This is a genomic window from Flavobacterium sp. SH_e (assembly GCF_025717045.1).
GTDB lineage: Bacteria > Bacteroidota > Bacteroidia > Flavobacteriales > Flavobacteriaceae > Flavobacterium.
On record NZ_JAOVZN010000008.1, the window covers coordinates 155621 to 175998 of the forward strand.

At 32.7% G+C, this 20378-nt stretch carries 7 protein-coding genes; 5 read left to right on the forward strand and 2 right to left on the reverse strand.

Annotated elements, in window-relative coordinates; translation table 11 throughout:
• The first annotated feature begins 99 nt into the window (after positions 1–99).
• The 5 genes from OD917_RS18775 (at position 100) to OD917_RS18795 (ending at position 17601) form a co-directional block, all read left to right on the forward strand.
• The gene (locus OD917_RS18775; protein ID WP_263524954.1) at positions 100–1209 is read left to right on the forward strand and encodes a hypothetical protein; all 1110 of its coding nucleotides are present in this window, start codon (positions 100–102) and stop codon (positions 1207–1209) included.
• A gap of 142 nt (positions 1210–1351) precedes the next feature.
• On the forward strand, positions 1352–7729 hold the full coding sequence (locus tag OD917_RS18780) for a T9SS type A sorting domain-containing protein (protein ID WP_263524955.1): 6378 nt from the start codon (positions 1352–1354) through the stop codon (positions 7727–7729).
• Between the two features lie 93 nt (positions 7730–7822).
• Positions 7823–10270 (forward strand): hypothetical protein, encoded by a 2448-nt coding sequence (locus tag OD917_RS18785; protein ID WP_263524956.1) that lies wholly within the window; start codon positions 7823–7825, stop codon positions 10268–10270.
• A gap of 42 nt (positions 10271–10312) precedes the next feature.
• Positions 10313–16525 (forward strand): fibronectin type III domain-containing protein, encoded by a 6213-nt coding sequence (locus OD917_RS18790; RefSeq protein ID WP_263524957.1) that lies wholly within the window; start codon positions 10313–10315, stop codon positions 16523–16525.
• Positions 16526–16527: 2 nt separating this feature from the next.
• Complete coding sequence (locus OD917_RS18795; RefSeq protein WP_263524958.1) at positions 16528–17601, forward strand: hypothetical protein; 1074 nt, start codon at positions 16528–16530, stop codon at positions 17599–17601.
• Positions 17602–17731: 130 nt separating this feature from the next.
• Here the strand turns inward: OD917_RS18795 and OD917_RS18800 are convergent, their stop codons facing one another.
• Both OD917_RS18800 and OD917_RS18805 read right to left on the reverse strand, forming a co-directional pair.
• Positions 17732–18625, reverse strand: coding sequence for a LamG domain-containing protein (locus OD917_RS18800; RefSeq protein WP_263524959.1), 894 nt, complete (start codon positions 18623–18625; stop codon positions 17732–17734).
• A gap of 540 nt (positions 18626–19165) precedes the next feature.
• Entirely contained in the window at positions 19166–20080 is a 915-nt protein-coding gene (locus tag OD917_RS18805) for a LamG domain-containing protein (RefSeq protein WP_263524961.1), read from the reverse strand.
• Positions 20081–20378: the final 298 nt, after the last annotated feature.

Here is a 20378-nt window from a genome sequence, read left to right on the forward strand (position 1 = left end):
CAAAATTCCTTAAAATATCATACGTACAAAATTTTATTTCTAATAGGATTTCTATTCTATGGAATTAACTCCACTCAAGCGCAATCTAAGTTGTATATAATGAGTTATGGGGGGCCTAAGTCAGGTGAAGAATGCAACTGTACCTATTTTTCTTTTAGAGTAGAATCTAATGGAGTCCCAATAAATCCGATTAGTGTTTTTGAAGGCATTTTAATTTACGACAAAAGGCCTACTTTTTATGATATTGTATTGTATAGACCTGATTCTGAAATGTGCAGTGGCTATTGTCATGATGGAATTAATGAACATTATGGAGGAAATATAAATGCAGACTGCACGGCTACTCAATATGATGCTATAGGTTTGATAAGTAATCAAGTTTTAGCTGATCCAGGTGCAGATAATTCCTTTTGTGACAAAATAAATTTGAAGACTACGGGATGCACAAGTCCTGAGAGGTTTCGCTGGGAATATAGAATACAAGGAGGATCTTTCCAACCAATGAACATCAATACAGGCTTCAATGAAACATTTCAATTTGTTAAATCAGCTTATATACCTGAATCATATGTTGGAAATATCGATTTTCGAGTTCTTATTGATTCTAATACTGCCATTACTGGAGAAGAAGTTTATTCTAATATTATTTCGTATAACGTAATTCCTTGTGCGCCATTTTTAAACAAAAATCCTGAACCAGAAACGACTAGTTGTGTGTACAATAAAGATGGAAAAGTGGTTTTAACATTTGATAGAGCATTAATTGCAAATGAACGATTTGAGTTTAATTTTTATACCGCAGATAATGCGCTTATACCAACTCCTGCTCTTTCTGTAGATAGTACAAATAAAATATATACTTTTTCTGGTTTAGCTCTAGGGCAATATTATATAAAGTATCAATCTTTCATAGGTTCGCAACAGACCAGCGTAAATAAAGAGCCATATCCTGCATTTACAATTGCGCCACCCAGCGAGTTTACATTTGAAATTATTGAAACTCAACCTGCATGTCATAATGAACCAGGCAAAATACAATTAAAAGCCACAGGAGGAGAAAGCCCTTATTATTATACGGTTGATAATGGTACTGAAGTCGAGTTTAATTCTATATCAAATGTATTTACCCTTACAGAAGGAGATCATTATATAAAAGTGAGAGATAAAAAAAACTGTTTAAGTGTAACCGCCAATGATGTGCAAATATAAAGCTTCAGGTAAGACATTGCCTTAAGCTCAAATTCAAAAATTGAATAAATCAAAGATAGATTTGGTGGTAATCGATTCGGATTGCTTAATTAAAATTAGAGATACAAATAACTGCATGATACAGATGCAAAAGACTATAAATATGAAGAAAATTATACTATTTTTTCTATTACTTACTAATTTCATTGCTCACTCTCAAACTCCAACTGGTGTTAGAAGAGTAACGATAGGTAATCCTCCAATAATAAAAATTGATGGAACTGCCGTTGGTGCAACAGGATTTAATGTCCCTAACGGAAGAATTGATGGTTTCGAGGTTACAGGAGGTACGCCAAACTATACCGAAACTTGGACAAAAGATGGAGCTGATTTTACTCTCACAGATTATAATAAGCTGACTGGGGGAACCTATATTGTCACAATAACAGATTCTAAAAACTGTACAATGGCAAAAACTTTTGAGATTGAACAACCAGCAGAATTAAAAGTTACTCTATCAGCGAATACAAAAATTTCTTGTTATGGAGGTACCGGAAGTATTACAGCTACAGTAACTGGAGGGACAGCAGGATATAGCTATACTTGGGAACAAAAGCAACCTGCCGGATCTAACCCAGCATATTCTACTGTATTTGGTCAATCAGGAAAAACTGCTACTGGTTTATTGAAAGGTATCTATAGAGTAATTATTACAGATAGCGCAAATCCTAGCAATACTGTTACTTCAGCGGACATTCCGTTAGATCAAAATGATTTAATTGAAGTGACTAATAAAAATATTGTTAATATTGGATGTAAAGGAGAAGCTACTGGAAGTACTAATTTATCAATAATAAGTGGAACAGGAGATTACAACGTAACTTGGACAGACGGACCAACTGGGCCTTCACGATCTTTATTAGCTGCTGGTACTTATTATTATAAAATTACAGACCAAGCTGATACAAATTGTTCAATATCTGGATCTGTTACAATTACAGAACCACCAACAAAAGTTACAATTAGCACTACGATAATTCAAACTCAACCTTCAACCCCAACTTCTACAGACGGAAAAATTAAAATATCTGCAACTGGAGGAACTCCTGGTTATACCTATACTTGGTATAAAGGCACAACACTAATAAGTCCTGATACAGACCAAGATGGTGAAGCAACTGGTCTTGACAATGGAACGTACTCTGTTATTGTAACAGATGCTAATGGCTGTACTGCAACTAAAGAAAATTTGGAGCTTAAAGCACTAGATGTTTCAATTGTAGATCATACAGACATCAAATGTTTTGGAGAATCAACAGGTAGTCTAACGGCTAAAGCTGTAGGAGGTTTAGGTTCTGGATATACATACAAATGGTATAAAATTGAAGGGGCTAATAAAATTGCTCAAAGTGCAGAAACTGAAAAAATAGATAATATTCCATTTGGTACGTATAGAGTTGTCGTAAATGAAGGCCAAACTCTTTCTGTTTATGCAGAGTATACACTTATACAGCCAGACGAACGTTTACAAGCAAGTGTAAGCACTACTAAACCAATTTGTTACGGACAAGCAAATGGAAATGCAACACTTACTGTCTCTGGCGGAACAGTTGGAAGTGGCTATACTTACTTATGGAGTAATGGAAGTATAACTAAAGATCAGAATACTTTAGCTAAAGGAACATATTGGGTAACTGTAACAGATGCCAACGACTGTTCAGTAACAATAAATAACATTTTAATTGATCAGCCAGATCTTATAACAATCCCTACTCCAACCATTACAAAGGTTTTAATTAACGGACAAAGTACTGGAGCTATTTCTCTTGCTGATGCAACTGGAGGTACGGGTACACTTGAGTACAGCTGGGGTTCAACAAATGTTACTCCTGCATTCAGCTCAAATAGTAAAAACATTAGCGGACTTAAAGCTGGAAATTATACTTTAACAGTAAAAGATGGAAATTCTTGTTCTGTAAGTACAACTTTTACAGTTGAAGAGAATCCAAAATTAGTTGTTTCATTGGTAGAAACGTCAAGTATTAAATGTTTTGACAATAAAACTGGAGAAATAACAGCTACAGTAACTGGAGGAGCTCCAATCTATACATACGAATGGTCTAAATTTAATGGCAGTACTTACGATCCAATTTCGAGCGCACCAGACAAAATTTCAAATCAAGGTTTTGGAAAATATAAATTGACCATAACAGATAGTGTCGGTGCTATAGAAAGTGCAGAAATTGATCTTGGACAACCAGATCAACTTACAGTTTCATTGGCTTCTAATGTTGTAAATGTTTTATGCTATGGAAATCAAACGGGAGCGATATCAATTAATGTTTCGGGAGGTATCACGCCATATACATATCAATGGATAAATAGTGAAGATGCAAGTTTTTATAAAACTTCAAAAGATCTATCAGGAATTTTCGCAGGAACTTATAGTGTTTTAATTACAGATGACAATAATTGTACTATTGAGCTAAAAGACATTATAGTAAGTCAGCCAACAGCTCCATTGGCAATTAATGATCTTCAAGTTAAAGATTTAACTGGTTTTGAAACTCAAAATGGTATTATAGAAGTAAATATTACTGGCGGAACTCAAGCTTACACTTATGAATGGAGAGTAAAAGGAACATCGCCTATTATCGGAAGTACTAATAAAATTGATCAGCTTACAATTGGAACTTATGTTCTTACCGTTACAGATCAAAACAATTGTACTATTGAGAAAGAATATACATTAACACAACCGCCTAGACTTGATATTACTGGAATTGACATGACGCCAAATACAGAAATAAAATGTTATGGCGACACTACTGCAGAATTGACTGCAACAATTACTGGAGGTGTACCTGCATATATCTATAAGTGGTATAATGCTTTAGATTCAAATATAACATTATCAAATACAGATAAGGTTTCTAATTTAGGAGCTGGAAAATATATTGTTGAGGTAACAGACCAAAACAATAATACCTTATACGGAGTAAACGAATATACAATTACACAACCAGATCCATTGGCAATTACTTTTACTAAAACAGAAGTTTCTTGTAAAAATGGAAATGATGGAACAATAAACTTGACTATTACTGGAGGTTCTTCAGACTACAATATTGTTTGGAATTACGATTCAGCAAATAATAATGGGAAAACTAACATCACAGATTTACCTTACGGAACATACACCGTAACAGTATCTGATAATAATGCTGTAAACTGTTCAATAACAGAAACAATTACTATTACGGAACCTGCAAATGAATTAGCTATTGCTAGCGAAAATGTTCTGCCAGCTTCAGGATATGGTTTAAGCAACGGAAAAATTACAGTTCAAATTTCTGGAGGAACTCCTATATACACTTACAAATGGTTTAAGGATAATACCGAAATTGCTGATCAAACTACTGATGTTTTAGATAATCAGCCAGCGGGATCTTACAAACTTCTTGTAACCGATAGCAAAAACTGTACTTTAGAACAAACTTTTACAATTACAGAACCTTTAGAACTTAAAGTAAATGTTTCTATCGCAAAAGTAATTGATTGTTTTGACGGAACTGGTATTTTGAAAGCTGTAGCAGTTACAGGAACTGGTGTACCAGATGCACAAGGATTTTATACTTACAAATGGTACAACGAAAACGGTACTTTAATCAATACTATTTTAAATACTGAAGGAACTACAGGAAATATTACAATAGGTAAATATTATGTAACTGTAATTGATTCAAACAACAATCAAACAACATCTGACCTATTCGAAATTACACAACCAACTCAAATTATTGTTACAACAACAAACAAACAAGACGTAACATGTTATGACGGAAATGATGGAATTGTTGAAATTGATGTTATTGGAGGAACTCCTGATATTGTCGCTGGAGCACCAGTTTACACTTATTTATGGAGTAACGGAAGTACAGATAAAAACCAATATTCTTTAAGAAAAGGTATTTACTCAGTTAGTGCTTATGACGGAAATTTATGTGTTGGAACTTTAAGCAACATTGTAATAGATCAGCCTCAGGATTTTGGATTTGATTTGGACAAAATTGTACCAACTATTCCAACCGCAGGTAATAGTGATGGTTCATTACATATCGAAATTGTGGGCGGAGTTGCACCTTACAGATACGTATGTCAAGATAGCAACGGAAACATAATTAAAGACGTAACAAATTCAAACCTAAAACAAGTCGATTTTACAAATCTAGCTTCAAGCATTTTTACAATTTCTGCAACAGATGCAACTGGATGTACAAAATCGACAGAATTTGATTTCAATAATAATGTATTAGAAATTAACATTGCTCAATCGGCAGAAATTACCTGTAACAATGGTAAAAATGCTTCTATAACTGCTGTTGTAAAAGGTGGTTTTGGTATTAGAACTATTACTTGGTATAAGAACAATGTAAAAATTCCAAACGAATCAAATGCGTTATTAAGCAATCTAGAAATAGGAACTTACTATGCTATTGTAAAAGATTTTAATAAAGTAGAAGTCACTAGCAACTCAATCGTAATTACACAACCTGATCCAATTGTTGTTACCAATACATTAAAAGACGCAAGCTGTTTAGGTTATAATGATGGAGCAATTTATCTAACAGCTGCAGGCGGAAGCAATAATTTCCAATACCGTTATAAATCTCAAAGTTCAGGATACGGAAATTGGATTGCATTTGATAATAATTTATCTGCTACAATTGCAAATCTAAAAGCAGATGTTTATGATATTCAAGTACAAGACAGCAAAGGCTGTAATTATACTTCAATCGTAAATGTTCAAATCTCGGAACCAAAACAACTTGTAATAACTCAAAAAACAATTACTCCAACAACAGGTTTTGGACTTTCTAACGGAAGCATCAATATTACTGTTCAAGGCGGAACACCTGCATACAATTACCAATGGTTTACAAGTGCAAATGTTGCTGTAAACGGAACAACAGCAACAGCTGCAAATCTTCCAGCAGGTAAATATTATGCAATTGTAACAGATGCAAAAGGCTGTTCTTTAACTTCTGAACTTTACGAAATAAAACAGCCAGATTTATTAGTAGCAACTATTACCAAAATAAATTCTGTTTTATGTAATGGAGATAAAAATGCAAGCCTTAGAGCAAATGTCGCAGGAGGTATCTCAGGTTATACATACAAATGGTATTCTGTTCCAGAAACTGGAGTTTTAGGAACTAACGTAACTTTAGGAAATCTAGGAATTGGAACTTATTATGTTGAGGTAACTGATAGCAAAAACAACATTTCAAAAAGTGATTTCTTTACGATTGACCAACCTCAACAACTAGACAATACACTTTCTTCAGACTACACTCTTTGTGGTGATGGAAAAGACTGGACAATTACTCCAGCTGTTACAGGCGGAACAAAACCATACAATTATTTATGGAATACTGGAGCTAAGACTGAAGTTTTAAAGAATGTTTCTCCTGGTACATATACTGTAACGGTAACAGATTTTAATGGATGTACGATTGCAAAATCTATTACTGTAAAAGCTCCATTGCATTTGGATGCTACTGGAGTAATCAAAATTCCAACTTGTTATGGAGGATCTGATGCTACAATTACCATGACAACTTTTGGCGGACAAGCACCTTATCAATATTTATGGAATACTGGGGAAAAATCTAGTGTTTTAAGCAATGCTTCAGCTGGAGATTATACGCTGAAAATTACAGACAATAAAGGCTGTGTGATGAATTATGATTTTACAATCGAAAATCCTCCGAAAGATGTGATTTATCTTGGCGAAGACGTTACGCTATGTTACGATCAAAGCTTGACAATCAATGCAACGATTGATGATGATAAAGCAACTTATTTGTGGACTTCTGATAAAGGATTCAAAAGCACAAATGCAATGATTACCGTTTCTCAAGCTGCAAATTACACAGTTGTTGTAACCAACAAATTAGGCTGTCAGGCAACAGATACAATTAATATTTCGAGTCAAGATTCGGCTATCAGTTCTGAGTTTGCTATGTCTTCTCAAGTATTCGTTAATGAGAAATTTATCATTGTAGATATCAGTAATCCAAAAGCAGATAGAATCGAATGGAAATTACCTCCAGAAGCAATTGTAACAACAAATAATGGAGATTATGCAGAGATGAGTTTTACAAAAGCTGGCGAATATGATATTACATTAAATACTGAAAAAGGAAGATGTACGTCTTATCAAACCAAAACTATTTTGGTAACCGAGGGCGAATATGTTGATCCGGATGAAACAGATTTACAGAAAAAATTTGATATAAAAGTTTATCCGAATCCTTCTAATGGAATATTTACTGTCGATGCAACATTAGACAAAATAATGCCAGCAAGTGTAAAAGTTTATAACCTAAACAACAATGTGGTTATTGATTCTAAAAGCGGAAATGGACAAGATACTTATTCGTTCAATTTTAGTTTAAATGGACTTCCATCGGGGATCTATTTTGTATTGTTTGAATCTCAACAGGGAACAAAACTGAGAAAACTGATTATACAATAAGCCAGGATCATTTGATCGAAAAGTCAATTTTAATAAAAATAGTTCGAAATATAAGGCTAGCCCTTCCCTATTTCATGCCCTGAATATATTATAATGAATTTAAAAAGAATATCATTTTTTAGCATACTATTGTTTACATCCTTGGGATTTGCACAAAATTTCAATGTTGAAGAATTAGGAAAAGCCAAATTAATAAATGTCTCTGGGGGCGCTTCTGCCAGCGGAGTATTCTATTCTGGTAATGCTGCCAGAGAGCCTTTTACTTATTTCTTAAACGGAAATATCAATGTGAATGTCGCAGGTTTATATAATATACCTTTTTCATTTTCGTACACCAATCAAAGTTTTGGTTACAATAGACCAGTTCTAATGAATCGTTTAAGCATCCATCCATCTTATAAATGGATAACTGGACATATTGGAGATGTCAGCATGACTTTTTCTCCATACACCTTAAGCGGACATCAATTTACTGGTTTGGGTGTTGATTTAACTCCGCAAGGCAAATTTAAAATCAGCGCCATGTACGGACGTTTGGTTAAAAGTAGCGAATACGATGCTATTAATAGCGAATTGGTTCCAACGTATAAAAGATTTGGTTACGGTTTTAAAACGCAATATGCCTTAGAAAAAGTAAATCTTGGGCTTACCTTTTTTAGAGCAAAAGATGAGATTAACTCACTTTCTATTCCAGTCCCTTACGAATTGGGAGTTGTTCCAAAAGAAAATGCTGCAATCAGTTTTGAAACCTCTTTTAAACTATTCAAAAAATTACAGGTTTTAACTGAATTTGCAAACAGTGCAATAACCGAAGATACAAGAGATGAAGGAAATACAAAAGCAAAAAATGTTGCTTCATTATTTGTAAATTCAAATTCGACTACGACAAGCTATAAAGCAATGAAAGGGCAATTGGTTTATCCAGCCGGAAAAGGAACATTAGGTTTAGGTTACGAACGCATCGATCCGAATTACAGAACATTGGGAGGTTATTATTTCAATAATGACTTAGAAAATGTTACTGTTAATGCTTCTCAAACTTTATACAAAGACAAACTGGGCTTAAACTTGAATTTAGGTTTGCAAAAAGACAATCTGGATAAACAGAAACAAAGCCAGATGAAAAGATTGGTTTCATCTATTAGTGCCGATTTCAGAGCAAATCAGAAATTAAATTTCAATGTAAATTATTCTAATTTTCAATCATTTACCAATAGCAGAAATCAGTTTGATTACATCAATCAAACCTCTCAATATGAATATTTAGACACTTTAAATTACAGACAAGTCAATCAGAATGCAGCGCTTACTGTTAATTATCTTTTGAAAAATGATAAAAGACAGAAACAAGCTTTTAATGCAACTTTTAGTATGCAAGATGCCGTAAATCAACAAGAAGGAAAAACAATTGCTGGCGGTGCGAGCACTTATTATAATACAGGACTTTCATATATTATTGGATATCCGCAGAAAGATTTAAACCTGACAGCTTCATTCAACAGTACAATAGGAAAACTAGATACTAGTGATAATTTAATCTTAGGACCAACAGTTGGCGCTACTAAATTATTTTATGACAAAAAACTAAATACTTCCTTTTCTACCAGTTATAACACCAGTTTCAATAATGGTGATAAAGTCAACGACATTATTAATATCCGTTTAAACGGTTCATACATTTATTTGCAAAAGCATAATTTCAGTTTAAACTGTATTACGCTTTTCAGCAGTTCGCAAACCGTTCGCAATAATGATTTGACAGCAACTTTATCTTACGCTTATTCATTTGACAAAATCAAACTTCGCCCAAAACGTGTAGAAGAAAAAACAGAAGTTACAGCAAAAGAAGCACCAGAAAGCACTCTGAAAATCTCTTCGAAAGATGTGACATTAGAAGGAACAAAAGCTGAAATCATTGCTAATCTTGAACAGCTTCAAAATAGTCTAAAACCAGTACCAGAAGAAGAAACTGAAAAGTTAAATAAACTTTTAAATGATGCCAGAATGGAATTGGATGACAAAAAATTTAAAGAAAAAACACTCGATTATCTTGATCAATATAATTCGGATAAAGAAATTATTTCCCAATACAACTCTGTCCTTTTTGATATCGCACAAAAACTAAACCGTGAAATATCTGCCAAAGACGAAAATATCGAAAAAGTTTATGTAGCCGCAATTGGCCGTGTTAATACAGACAAAATGCACGGAGTTAACAGCGAAGAAGCAAAAGACAAAGCCGCTTACAACAAGTATTTGAAATTGGTTGAAAGAAGCAAACAAAGCGAGAAACAGCTAATTAACCATAGATGGATGATGAGAGAGTTTGCAATGCTTGCCAAACTGCCAAAAAATGAACTTCAAAATAATGAATCAATGGCGGCTTTTAGCAAACAAGAAGTCAATACATTTTTTGATTTAAATCATGATAAAAAACCTGCTGAAGAAATCAGTGCACAATTAGAAGAGAAAATGATACCGTTTTACCATCAATTGGCGATAGAAAAAGCAGTAAATGATCCTATCGAATTAAAACATTAAGAGAAAAAGATTTTAAAGTATAATAGTTATAAAAACACCCAAATGCTAAAAAAACTACAATATCAACTATTTCTAACCCTTGGGTTTTGGCTTTCTGCAATGGTCTCTGGTTTAGCGCAAACTTATCCAGTAACAATAAGCACGCAAATTTCGCAACCTTCGCCAATCTATTTAAGCAATTATGCCGATGCGACTACCATAAATAGTCCAATCAAAGTGCAGATTTCTTTAAACGATTTAACGATTTCTAATCGCCAGATTCGATTAAAATGTTATTTCCAAGGACAATCTATTTCATTAACAACAAACGATTTTGTGGTTGGAGCACGTGATCTTTATCTAGAAGGCGGTGTGCCCCTTCAGTTGACCAATGTCGATTTAGCACCATACTTTGAATATCAAAACCTTCTTGGAATCAATCCAAACCAATACGCTCAGGCACTTCCAGAAGGCATTTATAATTTTTCTGTTGAGGTTTATGATTTTGCGACCAACAAAAAGCTTTCTAAGAAAACTAGTGTAACGACAATTATTTTCCAAAATGATCCGCCGTTTCTAAACCTTCCTCTGAATAATGCTTCTATAATGCAGCAGAACATTCAGAACATTATTTTTAGCTGGACGCCACGTCAAATCAATGTCAGTAACGTTGAATATGAATTTTCTTTGGTAGAAATCTGGGATAAATATACTCCAGTTCAAAATGCATTTTTATACTCACCTCCTCTTTTTACAACGACAACACGTTCGACTACATTACAATATGGCGTTTCAGAACCGCAATTACTTCCTGGTAAAAAATATGCTTGGAGAATAAAAGCAAAAGCGCTTCAAGGAGCCGAAGAAATTGGTGTTTTTAAGAATAACGGATATAGTGAAATCTTCTCATTCGATTACGAAACCTATTGTACAGCACCGCTTGCCATAAACGTTGACGGAATAAGCGAAAACCAAGCTAAAGTTTCTTGGTCAGGAAGTATCGATAACTTCGATTATCAGGTAAACTACCGTGAAAAAAATGCAGATTCGGAATGGTACAAAGTGGTAACTCCAAGAGAAAACCTTACTATTACCAATCTTAAACCTAATACTACTTACGAATATACTGTAGGTGCATCTTGCGAAGTTGGCAAATACACTCTTAGTACAGTTAAAGAATTTAATACTCTGGTAAGAGACGAAATTGCTTTTCAAGGCTGTGGTCTAAAACCAGATCCAGCAGATTTAGCAAACACTACTCCGCTGAAAGAACTTTTACCTAATGATGTTATCGCCGCGGGAGATTTCCCTATTGTAGTTTTACATGCAACTGGAAGCAACGGAACTTTTTCTGGTGATGGTTATGTAACGCTTCCTTTCATCGAAAAATTTAGACAGCTTATTGATGCAGCTGACACACTTATTGCACAAAGCGCAGAAGATAAAGAAGAAAACGAAAAAAGTGCTAAAGTAAATATAAGTGAAAACACTCGTATCAGGATTACATTCAACAGTATTGGTTTAAATACTGATTTTAAACTGATTTCTGGAGAGATTATAGCCGCTTATGATCCAAATTGGAGCAGTATGGCTGATCTTGATGGGGTATTTAAAGATGTATTTGGAAGCGATGGAAAACCAGTTGAAGGCAAGCTTGATTATGTAATAGAATCGGTAACATTAAATCCTGACGGAAGCACTACAATAAAAGGAACTAATGGCGCTGTCACTGTTCTTCCAAAATCTTCTTACGATCAGGTTTATACTGATAAAGACGGAAAAACTGTTACAATACCGGCTGAAGCTAAAGATCAACCTACTGTTTCAAATCCAGCTGAAGGCGGAAAAGCAACTGCTGCAAATACCAATGGTATATCTAGCAGTGGTGAAGTTGTTCAAATATCTTCTTCAGATGTTAAAATTACTTTTTCAAATGGAACTAATGCCAAATACGCTTTTGATCCACAGCCAAAAGATGGACCAAAAAAGCTTCTAGAATCTTATGAAACCATCCCTACTAAAACGGGAGGCACTTATAAGGTAAATTATAAAGCAATATCTGACTTAAGTGATGCTTTTGATTTCATTATTGCAGAAGCTGAATTTAAAAATGGTAAAACATTAGATGATGTCGTCTTTAAAACTAATGCTGGCGAAGAAGTTGCTACAGAAAAAATCAGTGATACGAAAGTAGAAATAAAGATTAGTAAGAAATTTAATTTTGCTAAACATAGTATCATTGCTACAGTAAAAGGAGCACAAGAAAAAGATCCAAATGATCCTAGTAAAACGATCGCTGGTAAATCTGATATTGCTGGTAAAATAAACCTTTGGGATTTAACTCAGAAGCCTTCAATTAATGTAACTATTTTAAGTGTCAACGGAGCAAATGTGCCAAGTACTGCAGATGCAGAAAAATTCCTTAATGACGTTTATAATAAAGCAGGAATTAAGTTCAATGTAACTTCACAAAATGTCAATATAACTACTCTACCTAACATAGTTCCTTGTGGAGACAGCGGAATTATGAATGTGTACACTGATGGACAAATTAATATAATAAATCAGATTGAAGCGAGTAATCTTAAATATGATGACGAAACGTATTACATCATTTACACTGGCAGACCAGGGCAAGATGGATATAAAGGTTTTATGCCACTTGGTGGTCAATATGCTTTCGTATTTGACAATAATTTAAAAACTGCTGCTCACGAGCTTGGACATGGTATTTTTGGTCTTAAACATCCTTTCTCTACTGACACTGAATCAGGAAAAACTGATCTATTAATGGATTATGGGAATGGAACTGTATTATCACATAACGATTGGGATATTATTCATAGCGGTGGATGGAAATTCTATGGTTTTCAGAAAAGTTCTTCTGGGGCTTTGGCTGGTGGTTTTGGACTTACACCTGATTGGAAACTTGTTAGTGCTGGAGAAAGCAATATTGTTTCTACTGAGGCTGGATTGGTCGCTGAGGGACACTTATCAGGTTTTCGAGATGCTAATAACGTAAGATATCTTTGGAATAAAGAAAAAAACACCTACACTGTAGATGGAAAAAATACTGGTGATGAATATAAAGGTTCGATAATAAGTACCACAAAAGATAATCCTACAATTTGGCTTGTATATAATTATTCTAACAATTGTAATGAGATTAAATATATTCGAACTCAATATAAAGAAATAGCAGAACTTATCGACTTAAAAGATAAAGCAGAAGCCCAAAGAAGGCTTCAGACTTATATCGAAGGAATTGATGGTACAGATATTAAACAAAATCCTAATATATATTCTGCATTATTAGGCTGTGGAGAATCTGGAAATGGAAGTGGAAACGGAGGTGTATACGTTAAAAACTTAATAAAAGGAGAAGTTAAAAAAGAAGTTCTAGATAAATTAGAAGCATTAATGTCTGGCAAATCTAAAAACTGGATTACTGGATTAGCGCATCAAATAAAAGGTCGAATACTTTTAACTTCTGAATCAGAAAAACCAGACAGAGTTGTTTATAAAGACAATAATTTTTATGTAGATAATGTCAAAGAAGAAATAAAAGCAGATGAAATTGTATTCTGGATGGAATATAATACGGATGGCAAAATCAAAGTAAAACAGATTATTTCTGGAAGCAGTTTTGACGAATCAATGTCTGTTGCTTTAAAATCATGGGGATCACAATTAGACTGGAAGCAAAAAACATTGTTTGAAAAAATAATTGCAATTGGCTATGAGTCTGTAGATGGTTATTTTACAGCTTATTATGATCTTTTTGATTTCTTAAGTAAAAATATAGAAAAAGCCAAAATTCCTGCCGAGGTATATGACTGTAAATTAGATAAATATAAGCCAATTTATGCCGAAGTATTTAGTTACATTAATTTCTTTTCGGCTATTCAAGATCAATTACTTGTAAAAATATCTGCTTCATATCCTGATTTTAAGGAATTAGAAGGAACACCTAGTCAAATTCAATTTGCATTATTCTGTGGAATGTATAATGGATTAGTTGATGTTGTTAAATCTGTTCCTGATTTGGCAAAACTTTTAGTTTCTTCATTTAGTGAAAAAGGAAGAACTAATAATAGTGAATTTATTGCATCGATTTCTGAAAAGAAAATATTTAGTGAAGAAGCAGACGGTTCTAAAAAACTTCTATTTGATAAAGGCATAACATTCCCTAAAATATGGTATTTATTATCCGAAACGATAAGTGATCAATTTTCAACTTCTCAACCTTGCAAAACAGCTGAATTTGTAGGTTCTGTTATTGGACCTGTTATAGTAATGTGCTTTGGAGATGAAGTTGCTGGAGAAGGAATTGCGAGCAAGATTTTTAGTTCGACATTAAAAGCAATTAACTTTTGTGGAAAAATTACAGATCCTTTTCATTACCTTGGTCTATCATACAATTTCATCAAACCCCTAACAGGTAAACTTGCTGTTATTGGAGAAAATGCTGCGGGTGATGTTATAAGACAATTAAAAGATAATCTATTTAGAGTAAAATTAATTTCTGAAGGAGAGGTTATTTTAGCAGATATTGCTGGTGAGGAGTTACAAGCTTTGGCTACAAAATCTGCTAAAGGCGAAATTACTGAGCTGATAGTAAATGGCTCAAAAAAAGGTGTTCGTATTCTTTCCAATACGACACCAATTATTAAAGATTTTGCCTACCAAACTAAAAAAATGGTAGCTGGGGCGGCATTACTTTTAACAATGGGTAATACAACCTTAGTATCAGCAGCTATAAAACAGGGTACCAAGACAGTTGAATATACAATAAATGTTGCTGGAGAAACGATTCTAACTGATGTTGCTAAAGTAGCTGTTCCAAAATTTCAGTCCATAGCCAAAGCTGAATTAGAAAAAGCAGCCACAACAACGATAAAAATAGCAGCAGACGCAGCAGCGGAGGAGGGTAAATTAGCATTCCTACAAGGCATTGATAACTTATACGATGCAATCGCCTTCAAAATTGGAGCAAATAAAATAATTTATAAACTAATTCCAGCATTTGGGGCAAGTGTTAAACCAATTGTTTATACTTTTACTGAAAACGATACACCACAAGATGATAATAAGTGTAAATTTTGCCCTCAAACCTATAAATTAAATTCCGACATATGTAATAAATTAAATCAACTAGATGCTAAAACTAATAACAGTTACACAAATTACATTAATAATCTTTGCTCTGGTCTAACTTCCTCAAATGCAAATTCTGTTATAACTCAATTATTAACATGGAATAGAGATAAAATTATATTATTTTTAAAAAATATTAACGAAGGTTCAACAACATCAGATCACATTGCCCAACATATACAAGATATAGATATTAATATTTTAAATTCATGGGAAATAGTAGCTGAAGCAAGATGTAGTAGTGCTACTATTGAAAATTGCAATAGTCAGATGCAAAAAGACTGGAAAGTTTTAAAAGAGCTTAAAACAATTTTAATAAACAATCAAATTAATAGTGATTTAGGAGATAGTACAGGACTTCAAGAATATATTAAAACTAATACAAGAAGCAAATGTACCGTTTGTGGTAACAGTGGTGTAGATTTTATCCAGCCAATGGATCAATATTTAATAGATTTAGCGTATTTCGCATCTCATTATATAAATGCTACAGGTAGAAATAATGTAAAAAGTTTATTAATAACTAGTTCTGACAGAACGAGAGAAGCTGAATACTATATATTAAAAGTAATCAAAGCTAATCCTAATATATTTAATAATATTACAGCTTACGAATATACTCAACTAGAAGGATGTGAACCTGATGTAGTTAATGCTGGTGTTTATTGTGAATTTAAAAGTTGGAGTAACATTCCTAAAAATACTGTAGACAAAGATGATCCTGAATCAGCAAGTAGTAGTAACGGAGCATTTTCATATTTTAAAACTAGTCTTACGGGGAATTCGTTTAAACAATTCAAGGCATTATTAGCTACTAGACAAGTAAATAACATGAATAAAATTGCATATTATTTTGATGCATTAAAACTTGCTGGAACTGATAACACTGTGAAAGCAACATGGGTTAAAGAAGTGTTTAAAGAAATGATGTACAAAAATAATACACTCACTCAACAAGGAAACGAAGTGTTTAATGCTATCTGGAGTAATACTGAATTAAGGACAGAATTATTTCCTGATAATGATAATGAAGCAGGCAGATCAGAAGCTTTAAGTGATTTCACTTCATTTATTTCAAACACAAACAATTCATTTTATAATTTCATTAAAGTCCTGTAAAAATGTATTTTTTAAGCTCCACATTTCAAAATATTAATAATTTTAAATTTATTAATGATTGCGGTTTGTTTTATGTAACAAAAGATGAAAAACTGTATAAGAATAAAGAATTTTTAATTGATTGTTTTGGTATTGAATATCAGAATAATATTTTATTCTGTTTTAGCAATATTACAAATCCAGAAACATTTTTAATTACAAATTGTAATATTATACATTATGATTTTGCAATTTATCATGAAACATTTGATGAAAACTCTGCTATAATCAAAAATAAAAAAAATGATGTCGCTGAAAAATATGGCGTATACGATTTTAACGATAATAGTATTTATTGGTTAAAAAACTTGAAAGCATTTGGACAAAGTTTCAGATTTAATAACAACTTAATACATAGACAAGGTCATACTTATATAAAATCTTTTTCTCTCCTATTAGACTTGCACCAATGGGAATTAGATTTAAGCGGAAGAAAATACACTATCAACTCAGAAGAGCATGAAGCAAAAATAATTAGACTTCTAGGATTTTACAATAATCAATTACTTGTTTTTATGCAAGGTGATATACTCGTAAGTATTGATATAAATAATGGTAAAATCTTATCTGAGACGATGCCTTTTGAAGGCCTATTAAATGTAAATGGTTTTCAAATTACTGATTTTAGAGATTTGAAACTAGATGTCAAATCTGGTAAAATTTTTATGCTAAATAAGCACTATTACTACGAAATAGATTTAAACACATTTGAGTCAAAACAATTAAAAAGTTTTTTCACAGGTAACAGTTTTGAAGTTGGTCGTTTATCCCACATTTCTGAAAATGCTCCAAAAGACATTCTAATTAATCAAAGTATTTATACTGAAGATTATATATATTTTATTGGTGGATATAGTTTAAGTAGCAATGTTGTTGGGGCTTTTAATAGAACTACTTATGAAATAGACTGGCAAGAGACAATAGATTTGTGGCAAATTGATAGGTATAATAATTTAAAAGATATTCAATATGCAAATGACAAACTATATGTATTAGATACAAATGGCACATTAAGAATTTTTGAAAATAAATTGTAAAATCTAAGGAATCATAAAACAGACATTACAACCAATAATTCTAAATGTTGTAATTGTATTAATCTAAAAACAAAAAAGCCTTCCGAAAATCTCAGAAGGCTTTTTTTTATATTAAAATCAAATAAGAACTTTACTTTTTCGCATTTGTATTGATAACCTTAATCAAATAAGTCCCTTCAGGTAAATCACCAATATTAGATGCATTGGCACTCATGATTTGTTTTCCTTGCGAGAAGACCTCGATTATTTTACCATTCTTAGTAGTTTCTGCAGCAACAGGCGCTGAAGCTTTTGCTGGTGCTCCAACAGATCTCGTTGCTGTATTAGAAGCCGGCGCTGAAACAGCCACTTGATTATTCGCTGGTGCAGCTTTCGAACTGTTATAGGCTTCTAAAACCTGTTCGTCTGTCATTGCAACACTATATAATCTGATATCATCAATATCCGCATTGATACTCGTAGAAGTATTTAATTTTCCTAAATTTAAAATATAACCTTTCGCAGAACGCTGAATTCCATCAGCCGCTTTTAATAATACACCGTTTCGGTAAATTTTTGATACATTACCGTCGTAAGTAACACTATACATATACCAAGTCTCTTTTGCAAGCGGAACAGAAGCGATAACATTGTTATTATCTCCCCACCCTACTAGACTTACATCTGCATTTCCTCCAGTTACTGGCTGCTGAACTAAACCAAAATACTGTCCATTTACTGCTGCTCCATAACCTAAAATATAATTAGGAATATTTACAGCATTAAATTTTACCCAAACAGAAATAGTTTTCGGTTTATTATCTTGCGGAAGTTCACCAACAACAGCCTGCAAAGATTTATTAGTTAATCTTAAGGCTCCTCTTGGCGCACCCATTCTGTCATTTACGTAAATTGGAGTTCCAACAAATGAAATGCTATTATCGGCGCTGCTTAGATTACCATTGAAATTAAATTCCTGCACCGGATTTTGTGCATTGGCAGTTAAAAAATTTACAAACATGAATGTGAGTAATATTTTTTTCATAGTCATAGTAGTTTTTTTCAGAATATTTTGGAGTTACGGTAAATATCTTTAACTCTAAAATTTGATTGCTCAAACCTTATAATTAAATTTCAGTTATTATTTTTACAAATTTTGTTAAAACTATGATTTTTATTCAGCATCACCAAACAATTCCTACACACAAATAAATAATTCTCACAAAAATGATGTTTTTATCTCAAGAGGAATATCACAAAATCTATTTAAAGCTTTATAAAACTGATTTGCGAAATTCAATGACATCATTAAAAAACACTAATACAATTTATCTTAACTGTTAATAGGATTTTTTAAAGATTCGGTACTACATTTCGCTTACATTTCTAACTTTAACATTAGAAGCTGATAATCAAAGAAATAAACTCAAGATCAAGAAAATATATTCAAAACGCTTTTGGATGGAAAATTAGACTAAAAAAAGCCCTCTGGATTACAGAAGGCTTTTCTTTTACTAGTTCAAAAATGTTATTGCCGAAGCAACGTAAGAAACTAAACTAACATTAAAAAAACAAATGAAAACCTTTATTTTGAAGTGATTTTTTTAGCTGGAGCATTGGTAATTTTTAACAAATAAGTTCCTTCTGGAAGACTGCTGATATTTGTTGCATTGCTTCCTTCAATTTTTTGTCCTTGAGAATAAACCTCAATACTTTTCGTCATTCCGCTAACATCACTTGAAGTTAATATTGTTGCATTATTTTGCTGTTTAACCACTTTTCCATTCACTACAGTTGCTGATGTGGTTTTAGATTTTTCTACAGTTGAAGCGATCGAAACAACAGGTTTTTCACTTTCGTATAATTCTTTAACCTGATCTGCAGTCAACGCTACATCATAAATTTTCAAATCGTCTACATCAGCATTAATACCGATAGTAGTATTAATTTCTCCTAATCTAAATACTGTTCCGTTTGTAGATCGTGTCATTCCTTCTAAAAACTTTATCAGTTTTCCGTCTCTATATATTTTAGAAGTTGCTCCTTCGTATGTAATGGTATAGTTGTACCAAACATACTTTTCAAGTGGCGTAGAAACAATTACGTCATTAGAAGCTCCCCAAGCAGCCAGACTCAAATCAGAATTTGAATTCGTAGTTCCTTGATGCAATAATCCAAAATATTGTGCATTGTAAGGATTTCCATAACCCCAAATGTAATTAGCAGCAGCAATATCATTAAATTTTACCCAGATACTTACTGTTCTGGCATTCTTTCCTTGTGGTAGGTTGTCAATTACGGCCTCTAGAGCTTTATTATTTAATCGTTGGGCTCCCTTTATAACTCCCGCCCTATCAGTGACGAAATTATCGGTTCCCATAAATGAGATTGTGTTTGCGGTATTGTTTAAAGTACCATTAAAGTTAAATTCTTGAATTGGTGTTTGTGCATTAACATTCAAATAACATACAAACAAAACTGTAAGTAGTGATTTTTTCATAATAGTTAGATTTTGGGATTAAACAACTCATGTCATTTTAACACTGCTAAACTAGATCATTATGAATTTGGACGAAAATATTTCCGACAACCTACCAAAATACTCGTTAAAATAACGAATATTAGTTATTTTACACGACTAAACGCATTTGTGAACTTTCAAAAAATAGTATTAAAATTATCGATTTAATTCAATCATCTTAATAATTTCTTACGTATAAATACGGTATTTTTAAAAAAAAAAGAATTTAAAATTTTCAAAACAAAAGAAAAACACCTTTCAAAAAGTGTTTAAATCA